General features: G+C 38.5%; 16 protein-coding genes. 5 read left to right on the top strand and 11 right to left on the bottom strand.

All coding sequences use genetic code 11. The features are described 5' to 3' along the window. Nucleotides 1-239: 239 nt before the first annotated feature. Together I6F65_RS06725 and dgt are read right to left on the bottom strand one after the other, a co-directional pair. Complete coding sequence (locus I6F65_RS06725; RefSeq protein ID WP_197112110.1) at nucleotides 240-2,003, bottom strand: cell surface protein; 1,764 nt, start codon at nucleotides 2,001-2,003, stop codon at nucleotides 240-242. 83 nt (nucleotides 2,004-2,086) lie between these two features. Beyond that, complete coding sequence (gene dgt, locus I6F65_RS06720) at nucleotides 2,087-3,553, bottom strand: dGTPase (RefSeq protein WP_166114639.1); 1,467 nt, start codon at nucleotides 3,551-3,553, stop codon at nucleotides 2,087-2,089. 171 nt (nucleotides 3,554-3,724) lie between these two features. On the opposite strand from dgt, the gene I6F65_RS06715 reads away from it, so the two are divergent. From I6F65_RS06715 to I6F65_RS06705, 3 genes are all read left to right on the top strand, one after another. Next, a complete protein-coding gene (locus I6F65_RS06715; protein WP_197112108.1) occupies nucleotides 3,725-5,128 on the top strand; it encodes a glycerophosphodiester phosphodiesterase family protein in 1,404 nt (467 codons plus the stop codon). 17 nt (nucleotides 5,129-5,145) lie between these two features. Then, nucleotides 5,146-7,464 (top strand): carboxypeptidase-like regulatory domain-containing protein, encoded by a 2,319-nt coding sequence (locus tag I6F65_RS06710; protein WP_197112106.1) that lies wholly within the window; start codon nucleotides 5,146-5,148, stop codon nucleotides 7,462-7,464. A 220-nt stretch (nucleotides 7,465-7,684) separates the two neighbouring features. Next, the gene (locus I6F65_RS06705; protein WP_197112104.1) at nucleotides 7,685-8,905 is read left to right on the top strand and encodes an alkaline phosphatase family protein; all 1,221 of its coding nucleotides are present in this window, start codon (nucleotides 7,685-7,687) and stop codon (nucleotides 8,903-8,905) included. A gap of 150 nt (nucleotides 8,906-9,055) precedes the next feature. Here I6F65_RS06705 and I6F65_RS06700 read toward each other — a convergent pair whose 3' ends face one another. The 6 genes from I6F65_RS06700 to I6F65_RS06675 form a co-directional block, all read right to left on the bottom strand. Then, complete coding sequence (locus I6F65_RS06700; protein WP_197112102.1) at nucleotides 9,056-10,390, bottom strand: ATP-binding protein; 1,335 nt, start codon at nucleotides 10,388-10,390, stop codon at nucleotides 9,056-9,058. Continuing rightward, nucleotides 10,380-11,072, bottom strand: coding sequence for a response regulator transcription factor (locus I6F65_RS06695; protein WP_197112100.1), 693 nt, complete (start codon nucleotides 11,070-11,072; stop codon nucleotides 10,380-10,382). The genes I6F65_RS06700 and I6F65_RS06695 overlap by 11 nt, the downstream gene beginning before the upstream one ends. Continuing rightward, nucleotides 11,072-11,605 (bottom strand): hypothetical protein, encoded by a 534-nt coding sequence (locus I6F65_RS06690; protein ID WP_197112098.1) that lies wholly within the window; start codon nucleotides 11,603-11,605, stop codon nucleotides 11,072-11,074. Before I6F65_RS06690 ends, I6F65_RS06695 begins: the two co-directional genes overlap by 1 nt. Before the next feature lie 112 nt (nucleotides 11,606-11,717). After that, the gene (locus I6F65_RS21745; RefSeq protein WP_231613123.1) at nucleotides 11,718-13,034 is read right to left on the bottom strand and encodes a DUF5666 domain-containing protein; all 1,317 of its coding nucleotides are present in this window, start codon (nucleotides 13,032-13,034) and stop codon (nucleotides 11,718-11,720) included. A 147-nt stretch (nucleotides 13,035-13,181) separates the two neighbouring features. After that, nucleotides 13,182-13,925, bottom strand: a complete 744-nt coding sequence (locus I6F65_RS06680) for a zinc-dependent metalloprotease family protein (protein ID WP_197112096.1) — start codon at nucleotides 13,923-13,925, stop codon at nucleotides 13,182-13,184. Between the two features lie 126 nt (nucleotides 13,926-14,051). Next, nucleotides 14,052-14,756: a hypothetical protein gene (locus I6F65_RS06675; RefSeq protein WP_024611724.1), complete on the bottom strand. Its 705-nt coding sequence runs from the start codon at nucleotides 14,754-14,756 to the stop codon at nucleotides 14,052-14,054. A 359-nt stretch (nucleotides 14,757-15,115) separates the two neighbouring features. On the opposite strand from I6F65_RS06675, the gene I6F65_RS06670 reads away from it, so the two are divergent. Next, nucleotides 15,116-16,291 (top strand): benzoate/H(+) symporter BenE family transporter, encoded by a 1,176-nt coding sequence (locus tag I6F65_RS06670; protein ID WP_331461419.1) that lies wholly within the window; start codon nucleotides 15,116-15,118, stop codon nucleotides 16,289-16,291. Between the two features lie 516 nt (nucleotides 16,292-16,807). Here I6F65_RS06670 and I6F65_RS06665 read toward each other — a convergent pair. The 3 genes from I6F65_RS06665 to I6F65_RS06655 form a co-directional block, all read right to left on the bottom strand. Continuing rightward, nucleotides 16,808-18,354, bottom strand: a protein-coding gene (locus tag I6F65_RS06665) for an IS3 family transposase (protein ID WP_197112094.1) whose coding sequence is annotated in 2 segments (ribosomal slippage) — nucleotides 16,808-17,895 and nucleotides 17,895-18,354 — 1,548 coding nt in all. Because the reading frame shifts where the segments join, the coding sequence is not laid out codon by codon here. Between the two features lie 281 nt (nucleotides 18,355-18,635). Next, nucleotides 18,636-19,655 carry a ferrochelatase gene (hemH, locus tag I6F65_RS06660; protein ID WP_166114569.1) on the bottom strand — a complete coding sequence of 340 codons (1,020 nt, stop codon included), beginning with the start codon at nucleotides 19,653-19,655 and terminating at the stop codon, nucleotides 18,636-18,638. Nucleotides 19,656-19,781: 126 nt separating this feature from the next. After that, on the bottom strand, nucleotides 19,782-21,110 hold the full coding sequence (locus tag I6F65_RS06655; RefSeq protein ID WP_166114572.1) for an HD domain-containing phosphohydrolase: 1,329 nt from the start codon (nucleotides 21,108-21,110) through the stop codon (nucleotides 19,782-19,784). A 237-nt stretch (nucleotides 21,111-21,347) separates the two neighbouring features. Between I6F65_RS06655 and I6F65_RS06650 the strand changes: the two genes are divergently transcribed. Further along, nucleotides 21,348-22,310 (top strand): sensor histidine kinase, encoded by a 963-nt coding sequence (locus I6F65_RS06650; RefSeq protein WP_197112093.1) that lies wholly within the window; start codon nucleotides 21,348-21,350, stop codon nucleotides 22,308-22,310. Nucleotides 22,311-22,441: the final 131 nt, after the last annotated feature.

Raw genomic sequence — 22,441 nt, 5'->3', positions numbered from 1 at the left:
TAAAATCGCACCTACGATTTTGTTGAGTGCGGTGTTTATGTTTGGTAGGTGAGGTTTTATACCTCGCTTTTAATGCAATTAAAGCCATGTTACATGAGCGCGATGTAAAATCGCACCTACGGGGTGGGTGTTTACGCTTATGTTTTATGTGTAAGTACCAAACAAAGCTATTAATACAGAGTGAGGCGAATAAAGTGGGTAATCGCCTTATTAAATAAGGCAATTACCGAATTTTAAACTTATTCTTTAGTTTGCATATTTTTAGCGCGTTCTTCTGCCTCAATTAATGCTTGAGATTTTGGGGCGCGTTTTTTCTCTTCTATTACTGGCTTTTCAGTTGATTCAGGATCCCAACTTGAGTCTAACGATAAGTTGGCAAATGGGTTGCTGTTGCCTACTTTAGCTGGCTCTGGTGTTTCTTCTATTTTTGTTTCTATTTGCTCAGTTTTAGTTGGCTCAGCTGCTGGCGTAGGTTTTACTTTTTCTCCAGGTAATGGTGCTTCTGGATCAAATACACGTACTTCAGGCTCTTTAAAGTCATGTTCACTATTAAATGAAGTTGCTTGTGGTGCTGGTGCATCATCTGGCGAGTGTAAATCTACTATTGGTTCATCAGGCGTTACTGGCTCTGGAGCACTAATAACTGGTTCTACAACTGGGGCTATGTGTTGTTTACGTTGCTTTTTAACAGGTAATGCTTCAGGGTCGAATTTACGCACTTCTGGCTCGTTAAAATCACTGGCGCTTTTTATGCGCTGTAAAGTGGTTTTAGCTGCCGCTTCAAATTCGGCTGTATTTGGTTCTGGTTTTTGCTTTGTTTTGGTAAACGTTGCGTCACTTGTTTTATCTAAAGCATTTGTTTGTTCTTCAATACTTTTTTGCTCTGTAGTCGCTATTTGAGACTCAGGCTCTATTTCGTCAATTTGATTTTTTGCCACAGCAGTTGTAACAACGTGTTCTGCTTTTGCTTCAACGTTTTCTACTTCAACATTTTGAGTAACATCGTTATTTAAGAGTGTTTTTTTAGCATCTGTTGGCTCATCAGTTACGTGTACTGTTTGCGTGACTGGCGTTATAACAGGCTCTGCAGGTGCTTGCTCTGTTTCTGGTTTATCAGTATGTGTATTTAAAGGCGCACTTTGTATTACTGGATCCGATTTTATTGGCTCTGGCTTTATTGGTTCAGGTTTTATAGGTGCTTTATCTTTTTGTAGATTAACCACCGATACTTTGGCGTTTGATGTTGCCGATGAATTTGCATCTGGCGCTGCAGTTGTTGGCTTAATAGGCACTGTTGTTGCAGGCGGCGAGGTGTCTTTATTTTTCTTGGCGCGACGTAAACGTACTATTACCATAGCGCCAATAAGTACCACTATAACCAGTATTAAAGTGGGTAAAAGTAATGAGCTCGGACTTTCGGCGATTGGTGCCGGCACCGGTGTGTAAACAGGGGCTGGCTTTACCGCCGGTTTAGGCGCTGGAGCTATATTTTCAATTGGCGTACTTTGTGTTTTTACCGGTTTATTTACTTGTTCTGATAGAACATCGTCTGACTTTACAGGTGGGGTATTTAGTTCGGTATTTTCTGTGCTTGTTTGTGTGTTAGCTGCGTTTAACTGCTCGATCACTTGTTGTTTTTGATCATCGGTTAGGTTTATAGCCGCATCAGTTGGTTGATTTGTTACTTGTGTTATTTCTGTTGTTAAAGTTGAGTCTATTTCTGGAATAGGTGCAGGCTCTACAATTTGTGGTTGTGGCTGCGTTATTATTATAGGTTTAGGTTCAACGATTTCTGGTTTAGGTTGAGTTTTTACTTCTACAGGCTTATTACAGTTTTTACTGTAATCGCGCGCTGCACTGCGGTATTTAGCGCTTGTTTTGTTATTACTATATTGCTGCATTTCTTGTTTTATAAGTATGCACATAGCTGAATTATAAGCAGCGCTGTTAAAGCTGCTTAATAAAGCAAAACAAAGGGTAAGGCGTGTTAATAAAGTTATCATAAAAGTTAATAGCACTTAAACATCAATAGTTTGATTTTAAGCGCAAAGTTAAAAATTATCTAGGGCAAGTTAACTTATGTTAGTTAGTCAATTACCATTAAGCTGCGATATTCATCGTAGGCAAATTGGTCGGTCATGCCGCTTATATAATCTTGAATTAATCTACAGCGGTAGTAAAACTCGTATGCCGCAAAATGATCGGGCTCTTCTTGCATGGCATCTATTGCGTGTTGGTAGCTATTTAAATGTTTTTTAGAGAGCTTTTTAACTAGGCGCGACTCTATTAATAAACGTGAGTCGCCATTGAGTGCACGCTTAAAGTCATCTTTGTTTAGTAGCAGTAGTGGTTTATAACAGTCGAGCAAACCGTTAATTATACGATACCCTTGTAGCTCTAATTTTTCGACTTCTTTGTTTGAAAATACATGCTCAAGCGCTACCTGCTTTAGTGTTTTAGTTACTGCATGTAGATGGCTTCTATCTTCTAAAAGCGCTTGGTTAAAATCGCCGTGGTAAATAGGTTCTATATTTTCGATAAAGCGTTTTGCGGCGTGATTTACTAGCGGATGTAGTAATGCAACGCGCAAATATATAAAAAATTCACTATTAAAATTATACGGTTGTGCTTGTGCGCGCTCTAGTGCGTAGTCTACGGCTTTATCTACAAAATTTTGATGTTGAGTGTCGTCAATTAACAGGTTTATTAATACTTTTTTGTAACTGAGTTTAAGTTTTTCGCACAACAACTCAGTGCTTATTATGTCTTTTTCTACAGCGTCTTCTATGTCGGCTAGGCAATACGAAATATCGTCGGCGGCTTCCATTATATAACTTGCTGGGTGGCGGCAGTAAGGCTCAATAGTGAGCTCTTTTTGCAATGCCTCAACAAAGTTTTTTTCGCTGTAGTAGTAACCCACTTTTTTCATTAAGTAGTTTTTATTTTGCGGTATGTCTTTTGTATCAAGCCCAGCAGGGCGAGTGTATTTTAAAATACCGGCGCTTTGGCTGTAGGTTAAATTAAGCGTTTGCAAAGAATGAATTATACGTATGCCTTGAGCGTTGCCCTCAAAGTTACAAATATCGAGTGCAAGGTGTTTAAAAACAACACCTATACCGGTGTTTGGCTCTTTACAGCGATCGGGTGTTACGCTTGCTAGGTTGTTGTTAAACCAGTGGTTAATAGCCGCTTCGCCAAAGTGCCCAAATGGCGGGTTGCCTATGTCGTGCATTAAGCAGGCCATTTCTACTAGGCTTTCTAGCGGGCGCTCTAGCTCGGTTAAGCCGTAATCTTTTTGTTGCTCGTAGCTTAAATTAGCAAAAATACGTTGCACTATAAAACGACCAACTTGTTGAACTTCAAGCGAATGGGTAAGGCGAGATCGTACAGCTGCGTTGCGCTCAAGCGGAAACACTTGTGTTTTTTGCTGTAAACGACGAATAGCTGCGCTATTTATTATTCGACCACGATCGCTTTCTAGCGCCATTTGTAAGTTTGCTGTGGTGCGGTACATACGCGCTGGCGTTATTTTTTTACTAAAATCTATGGTCATCTTTGTCCTTTTAAACCCGCTTAAATGCTTAATTTAATCTAAAGTGTGTAAATTAAACTTGTTCGTTTTATTGTTGTTTTTACTTTATATTAACCGCATATTCATATAGCCTTAAGGGACTATTGAAATCATTTCTTTTTCAGGGAGTTAAAGCCGTTTGGCTTAATAAGCATGATGCGTCCACTATCCCATTTTTATATATTATCAGTCTGTATTTTAACCTGCTCATTATCAGCGTGTAATAGCACACCTGAAAATAATTTAAACAATAATCTATCTGTTGCAGCGCAGCAAGAACTTAGTGCGCGAGCTGATGCACTGGCTGCTCGTGGCTTTTATCAAACTCAATTAGGCAATATTAACTATTTAAATGCGCGCCAATGCAGTGAGTTTAATTTACAAAGTCATCGGGGGGCTATTCGTTACCCTGAAAACTCACTCAAAGCGGTTATTGATTCTCTCGATAATAATTTTGATGTGATAGAAATTGACGTACGTATTACCCGTGACGATGTGTGGGTTGTGCATCATGATGCTCACACAGGGCGAGAAACCGGTACTGTTGATAACAAACGGCGTAAAATAGAGTCGATTCGTTACACTAAAGAATGGGGGGCTTTACGTCATCGCGATCAAAACACGGGGTTGTTAACCGCAGATATGCCACCGTCTTTTAAAGCGTTGGCGAGTACGTTTTCGCGTTATCGTAAATCGCATCAAAAGCTAAATATTGAAATTAAATCGCGGGCATCTGTCGATGATTTAAAAATGCTCGACTACTTGGCGTATAAATATGTTGGGGCAAACAATTATTTTTTTAGCAGCTTAGAAATGCGTAATTTAACGCGCCTACGTGAAATAAATCCCGATGTGTACATGATGTTTATTCAATCCCCTTCAAAGGTGTCTATGAATAAGTTGGCTGCCGATTTAAAGCGCGGGGCAGGGAGCGATCCTATTTATGAGCGCAATAAAGAGCAACTAGAAAGTATACAGTCGTATGGTAATCGTCGTCATCGCGAAACACGTTTTGATAGACCGCTAAAGCTAGATACGTTAACTAAAAAGTTAAAACGCAATTTTGGCTACGTGTTAGATATTCGCCATTATAAACAAAGTGCAGCCCAATTATTGCCCAGAGCCAAAGCGCGTGGCATTAATATTGCCACTTATTCTATTAATGGGCACGACTACCACGAACGCAGCTTATTAGCGCAATCAAGCATGCTACGCCCTAATTCTGTAATAATAGATGACACGGTGTATGGCTTTTGTTCTGTGTTTGGCTTGCCAGCGGTTAAGCCATACCAAGGTAATAACGCTTTTGCTAAGCGTATAGCAAGTATGCCCGATGATTTAGATTTAACGCGTTTAGATGAGTTATCTACTTATCAACAAAATCAGTTGTACCCTGCCACAGGTGGGCATTTAAAGTCGCTTACACCGGTTTCGCATACAAAAAAAGCGTTACACATTTCAAATGCGCCAAACCTTGAAATAGGTAAACGAGAGGCTGATGAAGAGTTTAGTCTTGAGACTGACCCTGTAGTTGAACTTGAACTTCGTAAAAAATAACAATAAGACGACTCATAATGAAAGTAACCACTAAACCATCATGGTGGCATTTTTTAATGCTGCTATTAGCTACCTTGTATTTATTACCAGAGGCTATTTTTAATGCTCAGTTAGTGTCTTTAGTCGGGCAGGGTTCTCCCTCAGCAGAGGATTTAGAGCACCTAGAAATATACGGGCGCGCTGTATCGGGAGTTGGAGTTGCATTGCTATTGGCTGACTTTTTACCAAAGGCGATGGTGGCTAAAGTAGGACGAGGCATTATTTCACTAATAGCTTTAATATGCTTAGTATGGCCGGTGGTGTTTTATGGTCAAAAGTATGTAATAGAAAAAACATTAATTGAGCCTTCTTCACCAGAGCAACGCCAGTTTGCAGTTTATAGTGCGGCACTAAGAGACGCTTTAGCTATTAATTCAATTAAAATTAATGGACTTGATTACAAAGCTGATGAGTTACATAGCTCAGAAAACCTAACCTTTTTAGCACTGTTTGGTGGGTTGTTATACAGCGACGCGGCTTTATCTGACAACCTTGAACAAGACAAACGCAAAATTATAGCTTCTTTTGTTCAAAAAAAGGCTTACCAAGATTTTGACCAACATTACACTCAGTACAGCCAACTTTATAATGAGTTAGTTGGTCAATATAAAATGTATGCCAATGGGAGTAAAAAATATAACCAAACGTTAGCCGGAATTGATCAGCGCGAACAAGGCTATTGGCAACAAATTGAGCAGCAAGTAAATGAAGGTTGGGAAAAGTACCAGCAAGCACAAAAAGCACATATTGCTAAAGCGTCTGCAAGGGCACAAAAATATGGTCCTAAAATTTATAATTACCATGAAAAAATAGCTAAGTGTTCAGACCGATATAAAAAAAGCAGCCAAAAAGATCGCCTTAGTAAGTGTTACGACAGAGCTGGCGCAAATTATCGCAGTGATATTTTAAAAGCAGGAATTGGCTATATTCCCCCCGATTATTGGTTAATTGTAGAAGATATTTCGGCGGCAGAAAACGCAACTAGCAGTATTTTAATGGGAGTGCTTACCGGTGGTTTTTATACTGCATTACAGGCCGTTAGCCTTGCAAGCGGTGGCGATGGTGGCATAAAAGACAAACGTTATAAGTACACTGACGATCCCGATCATTACCAGATGCTATTTTTAAAGCACCCTAAATTTACACAGATGTTTGTTAACGAAACGGGTTACGAGTTTAATATTAATAGCTCATTCGCTTTTCGAGGCCATGACACAACAGCTAAAAAGCTACGAGCACACTTTTTAGCAAAGGGATTAAAACTTAATAATAATTGGAAAATTAACGACCGACCTGAGTTTGCCCAAGCAGTTGCCAATAAAGTAAAAGCAGAGGCTAACCGACAATGGAATAGTGAGATGGCAAAGCACAATTTAAGCTTATCACCAAATTTGTCGTGGGTAGCGTTTCAGTTAAACCCACAAATACAAGCCAAAATTTCAGACCGTATGGGTGACTTATATGTAAAAAACATACGCGCTGATTGGAATAAAAAAAGCTTTAAAGAAAATGTACTCGATCCTAATATCGAAAAGCGTACCGATAAATATTTAGCAATGCTTAACAGTTCAAAGGGCAAGTTTGTAGATGGTGGTGAGTACGCTCAATATGGTAAGCAAGCGCTGCGCTCGGTTATTATTCCGCCTATTTCTATGTCGTTGTCGTTATTTTTAATCTGTTTAACCTTTAGCAAGCTACCACTTAAATTGTGGCGCCTTATTGCTCCACCTAAAAACACAGATAAAAAACACCCTATTACGATGTTACAAAAGCTGATAATGCCGTTATTGATTTTAATTTTACCGGTGATATTTATAAGCAATACTTTTACAAAAGATGAGCAGAGCCCAGTTAATTACTTTTTAACTAAAGTAGAGGAGTCGAGCAACCCTGTATTTAGTTACGCAATTCGTTGGACTTTACATGCTCAACCAGTGCTGCACCCTTTAGGGCTCGCATTTGAAGATAAGTTAAAAATTTATCAGCATTTTTCCCCATTGAGCAATGCGTTAGCTAACGTTGATATTTTACGCCATAGCGATGCCTCACTTGATGCTGAACAGCAGCAAAATAGGCAATATATGGTTGAACAAAAAACCAAGTTAACAATTACCACAAATGTGCCAAATGCGAACATACGCATTATGAACATTGGGCCTAAATATCGTTCGGGTATGGTACTTAGAGCGAGCCGCTATGATATTCAAATATCAGCTGCGGGTTATAAAACGTATCGCCGTTGGCATCAAATTGATGCGGGTGAACAAACTCTTTCTATTGAGCTAAAAGCGCAGTGATTATGAGAGAGAAGATGATGTTGCTAAATACTTATGGCGTGTTGTTCTTTTAAAGTTAAAGGTTTTTAATCTGGGGACGATTTAATTTATGCGTTACTTCAACGTTGAGAAAATAGTTGAGTAAATAAATACGCCCCAATCTATCAGTTTGTATCATAAAGTAACAACTTGCTTTAAAATAATTTTTTGAGTAATTGTTGTGCATTTTAAGGTGTTTATAATGAAACAGTGGATTTTAAAGGCAGTATCAATTTGCCTATTATTAGGGATGAACAATGCGTTTGCTGCAAAAGAGCAAACAGTGGTGCTTATATCAATTGATGGTTTGCGTTGGGATTACATTGAAAAACACGGAGCACCCAATTTAAAAGCAATGGGTGAGCGCGGTGTACGTGTAGGAAAGCTAATACCTGTTTATCCAACTAAAACGTTTCCTAATCATATTTCTATTATTACGGGCTTACTGCCGGTAAATCATGGCATTGTCGATAATAATTTTTGTGATAAAGCACGTAATAATGATTGCTACAGCATGGGTAAAGCGTTTGGCGATAGCACGTGGGTAAAAGGTATTCCGCTGTGGAATTTAGCAAAAATGCAGGGGCTTAAGTCGGCTACTTATTTTTGGCCTGAGTCGGATGCGTTATTTAATGGTATGACCCCAGATTATTACTACCACTATTCTAAATACAGCGATTATCAAGACAGAGTAGATCAAATTGTTCAGTGGTTAAGTTTACCTAAAGCACAGCGTCCACGATTTGTGGCAAGCTATTTTTCACTTGTTGATAGCATGGGTCATAAGTATGGACCAGACGCGCCTCAAACACGCGATGCAGTTAAACAACTTGATGAATTAATGGGGCAATTACAAACACGTTTAAGCAAATTAGAGCAAGACGTAAACCTTGTTATTGTGTCTGATCACGGTATGGCGAGTGTAGACCCTGAAAAAAGCATTGATGTAACAACACTTCCTCAAGATGAAAACTTTTTAGTTAAAAACACCGGTCCACGTTTACTTATATACACTCAACCCGATGCAATAAATGCGGATATAGCCGGCTATAAAGCTCGTTTACAAAAAGCAGCAAACGGGCGTTATACCGTTTTAACTGACGAGCAATTAGCAGCGTATCATTATAATAAAGGTACTCGAGTGGGCGATATTGTTGTGCAAACGACAGCGCCAGCAGTGTTTACAAACTCAGGTAAGGCACATGGTTTAGGCACACATGGTTATGCTTATACCGATGATATGGCAGCATCATTTATTGCTGTTGGTCCTGCGTTTAAGCAAGGTATGAATATTAAAGAGGTAAGCAATCTTGATATTTACCCTGTACTTGCAAAGGTAATGGGGCTAAAACTATTAAACAAGGTAGATGGCGACGGTAAAGCGTTAATGCCTGGTGTTAAACAAAAAATGGTTGTGCATTAAGCCGATCGGTCTTGTGATATTTAAAGCGGCTAATAGCCGCTTTTTTTATGTTTAACTGGAGAGTTATTTAAGTTCATTACCTGTGCTAGTTATCCGTACTAGTTATTCATACTAATTAACAGTGCTAGTTCTCCTTACTAGTTTTCCTCACTAGCTACATACACTTATAGTGCTGGTAAAGCCGCGTTCGTCGCTTGTTAAAGTAAGCACAAGTTGGTGGCGCTCGCATATTGCTTTTACGGTGGCTAAACCTAATCCAAACCCTTCTTTTTGCCTTGCGGGGTCGCCCCTATAAAAACGCTTAGTGAGTTGTGATAATTGTGTGGGCTCTACGCCTTTGCCATTATCGCTAATATTTATATGATTGCTGGTAAGCGTAATGTGTATAGTTGCTCCATTACCTGCGTATTTAATAGCATTCTCGACTAGGTTAAATAAAGCCTGAAAAAGTAAGTTTTTATCGCCTTGAAGTACTAACTCCCCCTGATTAATTACGTTTATATGCTGCTGATTTTGCTGTGCACTGGGCTCTAATATGTCTATTAAGTCATTAATAAGTGTTTGGCAGTTTATAGGTTCTAACTTTAACGGAAATTGCCCGTACTCAAGGCGAGTCAATTTAAGCATGGCATCAAAGGTATGTAATACGGTATCAAGCTGTTCTATTTCAAGCCCAAGCTCTGGTTGTTGCACTGCTTGGCGCTCTAGTTGTAAGCGCAATCGAGTAAGTGGGGTTTTTAAATCGTGCGCTATGTTATCGGTAATGCCTTGCACTAAGGCAAAGTTTTCTTCGATGGTGTCGAGCATGGTATTAATATGTTTGGCTAGTTTTACAAACTCATCACCTTGTTGTTTGTGAACTACACGCGCCGATAAATCGCCTTTTTGAACTTGTTCTACTACATCATTAAAATAATTTACACGCCTTAAATGCCTGCGCGCAAAAATATAGCCAAACAAACAGGTAAGTAACAAGCTGACTAAACAAGCCCAGGCTGCAATGGTTTTAAATTCAGTAATTAAGCGGCTTAAATGCTCGGTGGCTGTGGCAATAACAATATTGCCATGTTTGGTGTTTACAATACCGGTGGTAAGTAGCCTAATTTGCCCACGTTGGGTGTCGAGCACAGGAAACTCAAGGGTGTTTGGCAACTTTGGAATATCGTTAGGTAAAAAGCTTAATTGCTGAAATTGCTCGTCATCGCTTTGCCAAAATATTAAAATTTCGCCCTCGTTACGAAATACTGCTAGTTGCTGAAAAAAAGACGCTTTATCAAATTCATTAGCAAGCCCTTCAATACGAACTTGCTCGGCGTTTAAGCGCCTTTCTACTTGGCGTGTTTGCTCGCCCAATAACAGCTGATATATAAGCACAACGCATAGCACTAAAACAACCGATGTAATGGTGGCAAACGCGAGTGTAAGTCGCCATACAGAACTAAAACGCGGGTTAAATTGTTGCCAAAGGTTGGAGTTAACAATCATTATTTTGCTCTACTTGTAATCGGTAGCCAACGCCTCGTATTGTTTCTATTTGTACTTTTGCACCAAGCAATGTTAGCTTTTTACGTAACCTTGCTATGTGTACATCTATTACATTTGTGCCAGGGTCAAAATTATATTCCCATACCGACTCAAACAACAAAGTGCGCGTAACGAGTTTATTTTTATGATCGAGTAAAAAATGTAAAAGTTTAAATTCTTTAGGTTGTAAGTTAAGAGTTTGCCCAGCTACATTTGCTTTGTGATGACGAAAATCGAGGTTTACGTTTGCTAAACTTAATGCGGTTTGTGGTGGTTGGTTATGAAAAGGGCGCTTAATTATGTTTTCTACACGAATAGCTAATTCTGAAAAGGCAAAGGGTTTTATAAGGTAGTCGTCTCCACCGGCTTTTAGCCCTGCAACTCGGTCGTCTACTTTATCAAGCGCCGAGAGTATTAGTACAGGTGTTGTTTTACCTGTTGCTCTAAGCGCAGCAAGTACTTGCAAACCATCTAACTTTGGCAGCATTCGGTCTAGTATAATCGCGTCGTGCTCTTCGCATGTGGCAATTAATAATGCTTGTTGACCGTCTTGTGCGGTATCTACGGTGTAGCCTAGCTCGCTAAAGGCTTTGTATAAAAACTCGCGGTTTTGTTTGTCGTCTTCAACCAAAAGTAATTTCATTAATTGCCCCAACGCAGTAGTGGTAGGTTTTTACCTGTTGCGAGATCAATGGCTTTTTTATGACGCCCTTTTAGCGATACAAATGTGGCAACCATATAAGTTACGCCCATATCTTGCTCAAGTTGAGCTTCTATTAAGTATTGTGTTTGTGTTGAATCTAACGATTGGACAAGTTGATACATGCGGTAATTTTTTTTACGCATTAATTTAGCAGCTGCAACTTCGTCGTCTTCATCAAGTTCTGGCGGGGCATATTCAAGCTCAATTAGTTTACCTTTTACATCAACTAGCAATTCAATAAAGCGATTATGTTTTTGTTCAAAAAGTGTTACCTCGTAGGTGGTTTGTCCTTTTTCGAACTCTAGCTCAAACTCTACAATAACGGCTGTATTTAGGTATTCGGTTTCTATGTTTTTTAAAATACTTTGTGGTGATGGCTCGTTTGCATTATTAAGTTTGTCAAAAATTGCAGAGCTACTTGCATTAGATAAGCAACTGCAAAAAAATAAGGCGCTCAAAAAAATATGTTTCATATAAGTATGCTCTTGTTTTGATGTGTTTAGCCTACCAAATAAGAGGGCTAAACACATTTATTTAGTCGTATGATTTACTCTTTATATCAGCGCTTTATATTGCTTATGGAGATTAGTCATCTAAAACGCATGCTCTTACTTGGTTACTAGCAACCCATTGGCATTCTAATTCTACGGTTTGATTTAAATACTGCGTTAATGAGTTATCTTCACTTATGTAACCCCAAAGCGTTGCTTGCTGATTTTGATTTGCTGACACTAAGCCTGTTAAGTTAATTTCACTTGTATCGTCTTCTAACTCAACTTCGCTTACGCTATTTTGCTCGTTGTTATAAGTGCCTTCAAGTTCAACCCACTGACCATCAAGGGTATTAACCGATAGCCCATCTTCAAATACAGTTTGGCTATTAAATGTAAATTCAATGCCATTTATTGTCGCCATATTTTGGCTGTAACTAATAACGCCGGCTACCGAAAACTGTTGATTATATGTACTTGGATTGGTATTTGTTGATTCAAACTCTATTTTTTGAGCGAGTAATTTATTGTTGGCTTGTTGCCATACACCATCAACTTCAACAGCTTGACCAACAACAAGATTAGCTGTGGTGCCATCTTCAAATTGAGTTTGATCATTAATGCTTATTTGCCACTGCGAGTTTAGTGTTATTAAGCTCATATTGTTATTTACAAAGGTGATTACGCCTTCAAGCTCGGTGTCTATATTATCGGAAAAACTGAGGCTTTGCTCTGCATCTACTTCGGTTGCTGTAAATATTGCATTATTATAAAAACCATTAACCTCAACAAGTTGACCATTACTTAGTGTGCCGTCTATATCAGCTTGTTGGTAGTTAATAACTAAATCACCTAAAGTAAATGTACGCAACTGCTGGTTTAAATTGGTAATACTACCTTGTACTTCAAGCTCTGATTGGCTGTTAGTAATAGGGGCTTGGTAGGTAACCGTTAATGAGTTTAATGAATGACTGTAGCCACTTATTTCAAATAATTGCCCTTGACTAAAGTCGCTGCTGTTTAAGTTACTGAGTGTTATTCCTGCAATATTTACTTGATCATTTTTTATATTAATAGGACCTTTAAATACGGGGTCGTAATCTATTTCTGTTGCGCGGGCACCATTTGTTTCTACTTCTACCATCATCCCTTGTTTTATATTAGCAAGAGTTGCGTTGTTGCCCTCTATTTCTACTTCTGCTGAGCCTGCTGCAATAATATGATCGTTTACAGTAATTGAATCCGACGTTACACCTGTTACTTGCCCTATGATCACACTCGGTAAATTAGCTGAAGCAGCTAGCTCGTTGCTGTCGTTATTTGACGAACTACTGCCGCATGCTGTTAACGCAAGTGTAATAGCACTTAATGAGATTAGTTTTGCTGTATTTTTAATTGATTGGTTGGTCATGGGAAACTCCAAGTTAATAGCTATTGCTGATGGAGTAAGTGTACTTAACCATGTATATCAAGAAGGTGGACAGAACATTAATTTTTGTTAATGTTACAAAAAAGAGCGCCGAGGCGCTCTTAAGGGAAGAATCTTTACAAGTAATAATTATTTAAAATTAGCGATACTTGTTTTTGTTGCTGTAACAGTACGAATTGCATACGACTCATTAGTTACACCAAACGGGTATCCACTAACTGTCCAATTAGGATTAGAGAAGTAGTCGTACTGTGTTGCACTACCAAACACATGTGGGTAGGCCATAATACTTGCAAATACATTTTGTTGACCATGACCCATACCGTCAGTGTAAACGCCACCTGAGGTATCGCCTTGCTGACGCGAATGCGCTAAACCTTGGTTGTGACCTAGTTCGTGTAAAAATGTAGTTGCGCCACAATCAATCGCACTAATTGAATACATACGGCTGCTCATTGAGCTATATAAGTTACCATTGGTACCTTGACCAACCCATGCTAAACCACACGAAATAAGACCGTTACCAGCGCTTTGACCTGTGCCAAGTACAGCAACCATATCGGCTTTCCAATCGTCACGTAGGTCATTCACATAAGCGCTATCAGTGATCGAATCTAACCATTCTTCTGAAGGGGTTACTGCGTAATCGCCTAGGTTTTGTTTACCAACAAGGCGCAACGTAATATCTACACCATTTTGGCTATATACTTGATTACTAAAAGCAATTAGCTGACTTATTTTCGTATCAATATTACTTGTTGCTGCTGCTGATTGGTCAGTATATAAAATACCAATATCAATTGTTTCTGCTTGTGCAACACTTGCCATACATAATGCAGTTGTTATAGCCGCTGTTGTGATTATTTTTTTCATTGTTGTATTTCCTTACTTTTTTTGTGGTTGGAACTATTTTTAATATTTGTGATGCTGGTAAAGTATTCATTAAAGCTATAATTACGTTGCTTTTTATAGGTGTATCCACCTATTTTAAATATTTAATTAACCGTCTGTTTTGGGGGCAAAAATATCTACACCTTTTTCTCTTTTTGGTTTTAATGCGCTAACGTCGTGTTCAATGTGGCTTTTATACAAATCGCGTTTAGCCGCTATCCAACCGTATTTTCCTTTACTTTCGAATACATAATTACCGCTTGGTGCAGTAAATTGCCCATATACAGCATCTTTTCCTACGGTTAAAACGGTGTTGTGCATTTGTCCGTCTACTCCGGTTACCTTACCAAATATACTTTTATCGCCGTTTTCGGCGCTTACTACATTGGTTACTTCTGCGGTATAGGTTTCGGCTGTTTGAGGAATTGCTAAGTCAAAGTTCTCACCCTCTTTTAGGGCTTGAAGCGAGCTTAAATCAAACTCAACATAGGCTTCGTTGTGTAAGTCAGTTGGTAGTACTTTTGCGTTTATAAGCACTTGTTTGGCTTTATCTGATAGTCGGTTTACAGCATCAAACTCATTAAATGGTTCACTTTGTTCTACTGGTAGGTTTGATTTAACATTTATAGGATCTTTACTCATATCTATAGGTGCTGGTGCATGTGTATTTTTAGTCGATTGAGTATTAATAGGTACTATATCAATAGCAATTGGAGCGCTCGGTTCTGCTGCTTCATCGGTGTTAATAAATAGCTGGTAAATAGCAAATGCCGATAGTGGGATCACTAAAATAAAGACAGAAGAACGTTTCATTTGTTTCTCTTTTGGTGTTTTTGGTTAAATCAATGTTACTTTTTATAGTATAAGTTTGATTAGATCAAGTTAATAAATGTAATTAAAAAGTTTGAAGGGTTTGTTTTTTAATTCCTTATAAAATATAATGATATTTATTTTTGGCATGTTTTATGAGCTTTTTAGTATTAGTTTTTGTAGTGTTTATGCGGGGTTTGGGGGTTTTATAGGTACTTATTTATTTCGTTAAATACAATACTGAAATGTTTGTTTTTTTAGTTAACTTAATTGAAAAATAAAAGTGAATTAATTTCACCCTTTGTAGCGTAATGGCTAATTGCCAATAAATTATTTGCCACGTATGTTGAAGAGTCAAACATATTGCACAAGAGGGATTTATGACGCTATCTGATCAGTTGCTTAACCGAATTACTGCAGGGTTAGTTGCCGTAATTATTGGTTTTTCAAGCTCAATTGCACTGATTTACCAAGTGGTGATCACTCTAGGTGGCACACCTGATTTAGTGGCAAGTTGGATTTTAATGCTTGGTTTAGTCATGGGAACAACCTCAATTGGCTTATCATATTATTACAAAGTACCCATTTTAATTGCCTGGTCGACCACCGGGGCTGCATTACTTATTTCAAGCGCACAGGGATATCATTTAAACGAAGCGATAGGTGCGTTTATGTTTTCGGCTTTGCTTGTGTTTTTGTCGGGCATTACTGGCTGGTTTGAAAAAATAATGAACCGCATTCCCAGTGAGCTTGCCTGTGCCATGCTTGCTGGGGTATTAGTAACATTTGGTATTGATGTGTTTAATTTTATGAACGGTATGCCGTTAGTAATAGGTTTAATGGTGCTTATGTACTTTATAGGTAAGCGTTTGTTTGCGCCCTTTGCCATGCTAAGTGTGCTTATAGTGGGCGTACTTTTGTCGTGGAATATGGGGCATATTGATACAAGTACGCTGCACTGGAAAATGAGCGAATTTGCTTATATTGCGCCAGTATTTAATTTACAAGCATGTATTAGCATAGGTTTACCGTTGTTTATTGTAACAATGACCTCGCAAAATTTGCCAGGAATAGCCGTGCTTAAAGCACATAATTATAAAGCACCTATTTCAGCAACGCTTAATGTGACTGGGTTTTTAAATATTATTACTGCGCCATTTGGCGCGTATTCTATAAATTTAGCGGCAATTACAGCGGCTATTTGTATGAGTGAAGAAGCAGACAAAGCTTCTGATAAACGCTATTGGGCAAGCATTGCCGCAGGCGTGTTTTATATAATAATGGCGTTATTTGCCGCTACATTAGTAGGTTTAGTCGCAAGTTTACCGCAAGCACTTATTTTGGCTTTAGCGGGTATCGCGCTATTTGGCACTATTGCTAATAGTTTGCAACAGGCACTTAACGGGTCGCAATATACCGAAGCCGCCATAGTAACGTTTTTAGTAACGGCATCTGATTTAACATTACTGTCGGTAGGTTCAGCCTTTTGGGGAATTATAGCGGGTGTGTGTACGGTGTTTGTTACCCGTAAAGATTAAGCTGTAGTTTAAAAGTGACGAGCGCGATGTAAAATCGCACCTACGGGATTGGTATTTTCTGCCGGTGTTTGTGCTGTTGTAGGTGAGGTTTTTTACCTTTGTTTATATTAATGTAGGTGAGGTTTTATACCTCGCTTTCACTTTTAAAGAATTAAAGAATTAAAGCCACGTTACATGAGCGCGATGTAAAATCGCACCTACGGGGTCGGTGTTTTCTGCCGGTGCTTATGTAGTTGTAGGCGAGGTTTTATACCTCGCTTTTATTTTTAAAGAATTAAAGAATTAAAGCCATGTTACATAAGCGCGATGTAAAATCGCACCTACTGGCCTGTGTTTTCTGCCGTTGCTTGTGCTGTTGTAGGTGAGGTTTTATACCTCGCTTTTATTTTTAAAGAATTAAAGAATTAAAGCCACGTTACATGAGCGCGATGTAAAATCGCACCTACGGGGTCGGTGTTTTCTGCCGGTGCTTGTGTAGCGGAGTTTTTCAAGTTAGTTGTCGCATCAAATTAAATTTTATGCCGCCCGCATTGCTTCTTTTTTCTCTGGATTTAAATTTACTTCATTGATCATCGTCCAATCTCGAGACTTTCCTGACCAACGACTTGGATTCTGTAATTTCGCCATCTCATTTACCTGATGACGTTTCGCTAGTATCGCTTCATCGAATCCTAAATGACGCTGGTTTGGCGTGACAAATTTAATACCGCTGTGCAAGTGCTCATCGTTGTACCAATCAACAAATCCGCTAACCCACTTTCTTGCGCTACCCATGCTTTCAAAGGCTGTCTCAGGGTATTCCGGGCGATACTTTAACGTCTTAAATAGCGATTCAGAATAAGGATTATCATTACTCACAGACGGTCGGCTAAATGAAGGAATAATGCCTAACTCCTGCAATGTCGCTAATAACGTTGCCCCTTTCATTGGACTGCCATTATCCGAGTGCAGCGTGACTTGCTCAGGCTTTACCTGCTCTCGCCTGCAAATATCTACCATTAAATCAGCCGCCAGTGTGCTTAGTTGTGTGTCATGAACCTGCCAACCAACTATTTTTCGACTATAAATATCCATCACTAAATATAAGTATAAAAACTGACCTTTAACAGCTGTTGGCAAATACGTGATATCCCATGTATAAATTTCGTTTACACGTATTGCCTTGAGCGCTTTTGGCTTTTTTATCTTTTTATTTGGTTTAACTTTTTCTCTGTGTGTTAATAATTTATGTGATTTCATAACGCGATAAAACGAGCTTTCTGATGCTATCCACACACCTTTATCCAATAGTTTAGGGACTATCTTACTGGGTGGTAAATGGCCATATTCTATTGAATTAACCGTCTTAATTATACGCTGTTGCTCTAATTCAGTTAGCCTGTTAGGTGGTCGCTTTATCGTACTTGTTCGCTTATCTGTCATATCATCAGCTTCAATCCAGCGTTGAATTGTTCTTGCCGTTAGACCAAGTAACTCACATGCTTTTTCTTGCCTTGCCCCTGATTTCTGCGCGTCGGTAATGAGCTTTATCAGTTCATGACGTTCAGTTGAGCTGGTTAATCGTCCTCGTTGAAACCCCAAAGCGCATCTGCTTTTTTTTTGAGTACAAGTAAGGCGGCTGTTTCTGCTAACGCTTTGTCTTTACGATTAAGCTCTTTTTGAAGCTGCTTAATTTCTTGTTTGAGCTGTTTACTGTCTGATTTTACGGGCTTCGTTGAAGGCCCTTTAGCAAAATCTTGCTTCCATTGTTTAATATGATGCGGGTAAAGCCCCTTAGCACGGCAATATTCATTAAGAGCTGCTTCATCTAAACTCGCACATTCAATAATGGCGTTAAGCCTTTCTTCTAAGCTCCAGTCATGAGGGCGTTTTTCTATTGTCATGTGACTACCATTATTTTTAGTTTCAAGTTCATGGTTTTTAGCAAGCGCGATCCATCGTTGCAAGGTTGAATAACCGATGCCTAAATCAAGCGCAATATCTTCTAGGCGAACATCATCACATTGAAATAATGCTTTTTCAACAGCTTGAACTTTAAATTCTTGTGTAAATCGACGTCTCATTTTATCTGCCTCTATTAAAAATTAGAGGCGACAACTATCCTGACACAGGGGGGTAGTTGTAGGTGAGGTTTTATACCTCGCTTTCATTTTTAAAGCATTAAAGCCATGTTACATAAGCGCGATGTAAAATCGCACCTACTGGCCTGCGTTTTCTGCCGGTGTTTGCACTGATGTAGGTGAGGTTTTATACCTCGCTTTTAAATTGTTTTTGGCTGTATAAAAAAACAAAAAGCGATGTTAAAATTAACACCGCTTAAAGTTTACTGTTTTTTATTAAAGCTTTATAGCATTGGTTTTATTACATCAAATATAGCTTTAATGTGGTCATCTCTATTATTTAATGCCGCTATGTAACGGTATTTTTCGCCACCAGCTTCTTCAAAAATTTCTCGGTTTTCGTGCTCTAACTCTTCAAGTGTTTCTAGGCAGTCGGCGCTAAAAGCTGGGCTTATTATTGCTACGTCTTTTATACCCTCATCAGGGAGGCTTTCAAGAGTTGCATCTGTGTAAGGTTTTAACCACTCAGCTTTACCAAAACGGCTTTGAAACGTGCTTATTACTTTTTCTTTATCTAGACCAAGTTTTTCGACCACTAAGCGCGTAGTTTGCAGGCATAAACAGTGGTACGGATCGCCTCGTTCTAAAAACAGTTTAGGCATACCGTGATACGAAAAAACTATTTTTTGCGGCATACCATTCGCTTCTAAATCTTCACTAATACTGTTAGCTAAAGATTCAATGTAACTGGTGTTTTTATGATATCCATTTATAAAATGTAGTTCTGGTACCCAACGCCACTTTCGCAACACGTTTGATACCGCATCGAAAGTAGAGCCGGTAGTTGGGCTAGAGTATTGCGGATACATTGGCATTATTATAATACGTGTTAAGCCTTTATCTCTTAGCTCTTCCAGACCTGCCTCAATTGATGGATTGCCATAACGCATTGCCATAACAACTTCGGTATTTGTGTAACCTTGCTCTTTTAACAGGGCATTTAACTTAATACTTTGTTGGCGAGTAATATGGGTAAGTGGCGAGCCATCTTTGGTCCATATGCTTTCGTATAATTTTGCCGAGCGTTTTGGGCGCACACGTAAAATAATTCCGTGGAGTATAATCATCCATACTAAGCGTGGTATTTCTACAATGCGGGGATCTGATAAAAACTCACGTAAGTAAGTACGTAAAGCAGCAGCAGTTGGCGCGTCAGGGCTACCTAAGTTAGTAAGTAATATTCCCGTTTTTTGGTTAAAACGCCCATCGTGGGGATTGTCGGTAACGGCAGAAAATCGCGACACGTTATGCTCCTTTAAGCAAAAATTAATGATGTAGTTGGTATAAACCTAAACTTAAAATAAAATTATTTCAATTTAGTTCAAACTATTGAAGCACATTGTAACGAATAAAAGCCCGCTTTAGATCAATCATTTAGAAGTTTTAACCATTATTCTAAACGGCGTTGGTTTTTTGGCTTCGAGCTGTTGAAGTTTTTCGATTGATTTGCGAATAAACACATGACCTTTAGGTAGTAGCATAATACCAGTGTGGTTATGTAATGCATGCCCAAGTACCATGTTTTCTTTAAGGTCTTGCGCTGAACAAATAAGCACAGAACCTGATGTACTTTTTTGCTCCTGCATTTTTACTTGGCTTACCTCCAAGGCGCGCACAATTTTTGGATGATAAAAAGTGCCGCTATAAAGCTTTACGTTTTCGAGAGCCTGTTCATGCCTCTCTTTTTCATTTTTAGCAATGCTTTGCTCAAAGGCATCCCAGTAGTCGCGCGCTAGTCCTAATACCATAGCACCAATAGGAATATCATTTCCGGCAAGCCCTTTAGGTATGCCATTACCATTGTAGCGCTCAAATTGATAATAAATCGCGTCTGACAGGTCGTGTAAGTGCATTGCGGGCATTAGCATTAGTTGCGCCGTACTAGGGTGGGTATAAAACGTTTTACGTTGTAATTCGCTTAATTTGTTAACCGGTTTTTTGTAAAGCTCGGGATCCATAGCAAGTAAACCTATTTGCGCTAAATAACCTGCCATAGGCGCAAGATCGATACTTTTTTGCGATAAGTTTAAATAAAGCGCTATTTGGGTGCAGGTATTTGCAATGTTCTGTGCTTTGTTACCATCGAGGTGCGGATTTGCATTAACAAAGTTATACAGTAACTCCACAGTTGATTTATGTTCGTGTTTTTCTCGCTCGTTTGCATCTTCTAGTTTTTTTAAAACTTGCTTGATTTGTTTAGTGCGCTTTTCTACCCGTTGCTCTAACGTGTTATTTAGTTCAAGCAGCTCTTGGTTTTGTGTTTTAACTTGGGCTTCTAATAGTTGGTTTTGCTTTTTTAGTTCGAACTTTTCGAGGCTGTTATTAATACTGCGCAGTAGTAAATCATTTTGCCATGGCTTTTGAATATAACCATTAATTTGCCCTTGGTTCACTGCTGCAAGTGTGGTTTCTATATCTGCATAGCCTGTTAATAAAATACGCTGTGTATCGGGTGCTAACGCCCGTGCTTTTTCTAAAAATTGCGCGCCATTCATTTTTGGCATACGCATATCACTAATAATTAAACCAAACTCATGGTTTTTAAAAAGCTTTAAAGCACTCTCAGGATTGTCGCAAACTATGTTTGTTAACCCATTCGTTTTAAGTAACCGTGTTAAAGAGCGCAATACTATTTCGTCATCATCAACGCACAATACATCAATACGATTTATTGGTGCGCCTGGTATTGTGTTTATCATTGGTTCACCTTTATTTGACTAATGTAGAGGGTAAATTTTCAAAGCTCTTATTAACGCTTGTTGATAACTGCAACGATGATTACCAATTTTGCATTTCGATTGAATAAATTAGTTAAGATAAACTTAGCTCTGAAAATGCTTTTTCCTTAATTAAGCGTAGCTTAAAAAACTATTAGAGTTGCATTATTGTGCTCGGGCGACTAAACGTTAGTTACTAAAGCTATAAGGATACAAGCTATGAATGGATCAGATAATTTTGAGCACGCTTTTTTAGAAGAAAAAAAACAACGATTAACTGCCGAGCAGCTACTGAAAGATAAAAGCTGCGTTTTAGTTGCCATTAACAATGAGCTACAAAAAAAAGTAGCTGATTTAGAACATCAACAAAAAATGTTTATTCAAACAGAAAAAATGGCAACCTTGGGCACGCTGTGTGCAGGTGTTGCACACGAAATAAATAACCCCCTTGCTTATGCCATGAGTAATATTGAAAGCCTTCAACATGTAGCACCTACCTTATTTGCAATGCTAAAGCTTAACGATCAATACCTAAATAACGACATTCCCGAGACGTGTTATAAAAGTGAATTAGCGCTTTTAAATAAACAACAACATTTTTCGTGGATTGGTAGCGAATTTTTAGCACAAATAAACGATAGTTTAGAAGGCTTAAGGCGCATTAAACACATAGTTCATAATTTATTAAACTTTACTCATTCAACCGCAAATCAAGATAAACAATATATTGATGTAATTGAAGCCGCAAATAACGCATTAAAGTTATTGAGTAACCAACTTAAATTATGTGAAGTTAAAACGCATTTTGATCTGGTGCCCGAGATATTCTGTAATTTGTCGTCTATTAATCAAATTTTTATAAACTTATTAATGAATGCGCGCCAAGCATGCGAGTTCAATACAACTAAAGGCAGTATTCTTGAAGTTAATGTTTTTGAAGTAACAGAACACATATGTATTGAAGTAAAGGATAACGGCTGCGGTATGAGCGAAGAAGTTCAAGCGCACATATTTGATCCATTTTATACAACAAAGGATATTGGAGAAGGAACTGGAATGGGTATGACACTTGTGTACGCTATGGTACGCGATCACCACGGAAAAATAGAAGTTAATAGCATAATAGACATCGGTACGACTATTCGTTGCCTGTTACCCCTAAAAGTAATGAATAACTCATAAAACAATAATGTAAACAAACTGCAATCTTTCGGTTTTTTGATGTTTTATGCTTTAGTTGTGTGTATTTCAATCTATTTAATGTGATTTATTCTTATCTTGAAATTTATTTGCATACTTAGACCAAAAATTTA

The sequence above is a fragment of the Pseudoalteromonas sp. SWXJZ94C genome (assembly GCF_015864385.1).
Taxonomy (GTDB): Bacteria; Pseudomonadota; Gammaproteobacteria; order Enterobacterales; family Alteromonadaceae; genus Pseudoalteromonas.
Note: the sequence above shows the minus strand (reverse complement) of the source record. Positions and strands in the feature narration are given on the sequence as shown.